The organism is Kitasatospora sp. NPDC001539 (genome assembly GCF_040298565.1).
Classification (GTDB): Bacteria; Actinomycetota; Actinomycetes; order Streptomycetales; family Streptomycetaceae; genus Kitasatospora.
In genome coordinates, this window is the sequence record NZ_JBEPAK010000391.1 from 1 (window position 1) to 4135 (window position 4135).

Here is a 4135-nt window from a genome sequence, read left to right on the forward strand (position 1 = left end):
TTGTGGTCCCCCCCGGCCTTTGTTTCTTCTTTATCGGCGCCGGCCGGGCGCTTTCTGGTTCTCTATTTCGGGGGGGGGCGGGCGCCGCCGGCCCCCCCCCGCCCCCCCCCCCGCCCCCAGGCCCCCCTCAGACCACAGATAAGACTCTCGAATTACGAAAGAGGGCTTGACGACCAGTGCTTGACGTCAACTTCTTCGACGAGCTCCGCATCGGCCTGGCCACCGCCGACGACATCCGCCAGTGGTCGCACGGCGAGGTCAAGAAGCCGGAGACCATCAACTACCGCACCCTGAAGCCCGAAAAGGACGGACTCTTCTGCGAGAAGATCTTCGGCCCCACCCGGGACTGGGAGTGCTACTGCGGTAAGTACAAGCGCGTCCGCTTCAAGGGCATCATCTGCGAGCGCTGCGGCGTCGAGGTGACCCGCGCCAAGGTGCGCCGCGAGCGGATGGGCCACATCGAGCTCGCCGCCCCGGTGACCCACATCTGGTACTTCAAGGGTGTGCCGTCCCGCCTCGGCTACCTGCTCGACCTGGCGCCGAAGGACCTCGAGAAGGTCATCTACTTCGCCGCCTACATGATCACCTGGGTCGACGACGAGCGCCGCCAGCGCGACCTGCCGTCCCTGGAGGCGCACGTCTCGGTCGAGCGCCAGCAGATCGAGAACCGCCGCGACGCCGACCTCGAGGCCCGCGCCAAGAAGGCCGAGACCGACCTGGCCGAGCTGGAGGCCGAGGGCGCCAAGGCCGACGTGCGCCGCAAGGTGCGCGAGAGCGCCGAGCGCGAGATGAAGCAGCTGCGCGACCGCGCGCAGCGCGAGCTCGACCGCCTCGACGAGGTGTGGGCCCGCTTCAAGAACCTCAAGGTCCAGGACCTCGAGGGCGACGAGCTGCTCTACCGCGAGCTGCGCGACCGCTTCGGCACCTACTTCTCCGGCTCGATGGGCGCGGCGGCCCTCAAGGACCGCCTGGAGACCTTCGACCTGGCCGAAGAGGCCGAGCGCCTGCGCGAGATCATCCGCACCGGCAAGGGCCAGAAGAAGACCCGTGCGCTCAAGCGCCTCAAGGTCGTCTCCGCCTTCCTGCAGACCAGCAACAAGCCCAACGGCATGGTGCTGGACTGCGTCCCGGTCATCCCGCCGGACCTGCGTCCGATGGTGCAGCTGGACGGTGGCCGCTTCGCGACCTCCGACCTGAACGACCTGTACCGCCGCGTCATCAACCGCAACAACCGCCTGAAGCGCCTGCTCGACCTCGGTGCCCCCGAGATCATCGTGAACAACGAGAAGCGCATGCTCCAGGAGGCCGTCGACGCGCTGTTCGACAACGGCCGCCGCGGCCGTCCGGTCACCGGTCCGGGCAACCGCCCGCTGAAGTCCCTCAGCGACATGCTGAAGGGCAAGCAGGGTCGTTTCCGTCAGAACCTGCTCGGCAAGCGAGTCGACTACTCGGCCCGTTCGGTCATCGTCGTCGGCCCGCAGCTCAAGCTGCACCAGTGCGGTCTGCCCAAGGCCATGGCGCTGGAGCTCTTCAAGCCGTTCGTGATGAAGCGCCTGGTCGACCTGAACCACGCGCAGAACATCAAGTCGGCCAAGCGCATGGTCGAGCGTGCCCGCCCGGTCGTGTGGGACGTGCTCGAAGAGGTCATCGCCGAGCACCCCGTCCTGCTGAACCGTGCGCCCACCCTGCACCGCCTCGGCATCCAGGCCTTCGAGCCGCAGCTGGTCGAGGGCAAGGCCATCCAGATCCACCCGCTCGTCTGCACCGCGTTCAACGCGGACTTCGACGGTGACCAGATGGCCGTGCACCTGCCGCTCTCCGCGGAGGCGCAGGCCGAGGCCCGCATCCTGATGCTGTCCTCGAACAACATCCTGAAGCCGGCCGACGGTCGCCCCGTCACCATGCCGACCCAGGACATGGTGCTCGGTCTGTTCTTCCTCACCTCGGACCGCGAGGACGTCAAGGGCGCCGGCCGCACCTTCTCGTCGACCGCCGAGGCGATCATGGCCTTCGACGCCCGCGAGCTGGACGTCCAGGCCCCGATCGAGCTGCGCCTCGGCGCCGGCACCGTCCCGCCGCGCGGCTGGACCGCTCCGGTGGACGAGGACGGCCAGCAGACCTGGTTCGAGGGCGAGCCCTTCCGCCTGAAGACCACCCTGGGCCGCGCGCTCTTCAACGAGCTGCTGCCCGAGGACTACCCGTTCGTCGACTACGAGGTGGGCAAGAAGCAGCTCTCCGCGATCGTCAACGACCTGGCGGAGCGCTACCCGAAGGTCGTCGTCGCGGCGACCCTGGACAACCTGAAGGCGGCCGGCTTCCACTGGTCGACCCGCTCGGGCGTCACCGTCTCGATCTCGGACGTCATCGTCCCGCCGAGCAAGCCCCAGATCCTGGAGGGCTTCGAGGCGAAGGCGGAGAAGGTCCAGAAGCAGTACGAGCGCGGTCTGATCACCAACGACGAGCGCAAGCAGGAGCTCGTCGGCATCTGGACCCAGGCGACCAACGAGGTCGCGGACGCCATGGCCGCGAACTTCCCGAAGACGAACCCCATCTTCATGATGGTCGACTCGGGTGCTCGTGGAAACATGATGCAGATGCGCCAGATCGCCGGTATGCGTGGTCTGGTGTCGAACGCCAAGAACGAGACCATCCCGCGACCCATCAAGGCGTCGTTCCGTGAGGGTCTGTCCGTGCTGGAGTACTTCATCTCCACCCACGGTGCCCGTAAGGGTCTGGCCGACACCGCCCTCCGTACCGCCGACTCCGGTTACCTCACCCGTCGTCTGGTCGACGTCTCCCAGGACGTCATCATCCGCGAGGAGGACTGCGGCACCGAGCGCGGCCTGAAGCTCGCGATCGGCCACGTGGGCGCCGACGGCGTCCTGCGCAAGGCCGACGACGTCGAGACCAGCGTGTACGCCCGCATGCTCGCCGAGGACATCACCGTCGACGGCAAGCTGCTGGCCACCGCCAACACCGACCTCGGCGACGTCCTGATCGACGAGCTGATCCGCCACGGTGTGGGCGAGGTCAAGGTCCGCTCGATCCTGACCTGCGAGTCGGCCGTCGGCACCTGCGCCATGTGCTACGGGCGCTCGCTGGCCACCGGCAAGCTGGTCGACATCGGTGAGGCGGTCGGCATCATCGCCGCCCAGTCCATCGGTGAGCCCGGTACCCAGCTGACCATGCGTACCTTCCACACCGGTGGTGTGGCCGGTGACGACATCACCCAGGGTCTGCCGCGTGTCGTCGAGCTCTTCGAGGCCCGTACCCCCAAGGGTGTGGCCCCGATCTCGGAGGCCGCCGGCCGGGTCCGCATCGAGGACACCGAGAAGACCCGCAAGCTGGTCATCACGCCGGACGACGGCAGCGACGAGATCGCCTACCCGGTCTCGAAGCGCGTGAAGCTGCTGGTCAGCGAGGGCGAGGCGGTCGAGGTCGGCCAGAAGCTGACCATGGGCGCCACCAACCCGCACGACGTCCTGCGCATCATGGGCCAGCGTGCCGTCCAGATCCACCTGGTCGCCGAGGTCCAGAAGGTCTACAACTCGCAGGGCGTGTCGATCCACGACAAGCACATCGAGATCATCATCCGGCAGATGCTCCGCCGCGTGACGATCATCGAGTCGGGCGACGCCGAGCTGCTCCCGGGCGAGCTCGTCGAGCGCGGCCGCTTCGAGCAGGAGAACCGCCGCGTGGTCGCCGAGGGCGGTCACCCCGCCTCCGGCCGTCCGCAGCTGATGGGTATCACCAAGGCCTCGCTGGCCACCGAGTCCTGGCTGTCGGCCGCCTCCTTCCAGGAGACGACCCGGGTCCTCACCGACGCGGCGATCCACGCCAAGTCGGACCCGCTGCTGGGCCTCAAGGAGAACGTCATCCTCGGTAAGCTCATCCCGGCCGGTACGGGCCTGCCCCGCTACCGCAACATCCGGGTCGAGCCGACCGAGGAGGCCAAGGCCGCGATGTACTCGGCCGTCGGCTACGACGACTACGACCTGTCGCCCTTCGGCGCCGGCTCCGGCCAGGCGGTCCCGCTGGACGACTACGACTACGGCCCGTACACCGGCTGAGTCACCTCTTCGGCCGGCCACGGCCGTTGAACGCCGCAGGGCGGCCACCCCGCAGGGGGTGGCCG

At 68.2% G+C, this 4135-nt stretch carries 1 protein-coding gene; it reads left to right on the top strand.

Annotated features, from left to right (window positions below):
* Window positions 1–176 precede the first annotated feature (176 nt).
* Complete coding sequence (locus tag ABT247_RS32250; protein ID WP_350749890.1) at window positions 177–4070, top strand: DNA-directed RNA polymerase subunit beta'; 3894 nt, start codon at window positions 177–179, stop codon at window positions 4068–4070.
* Window positions 4071–4135: the final 65 nt, after the last annotated feature.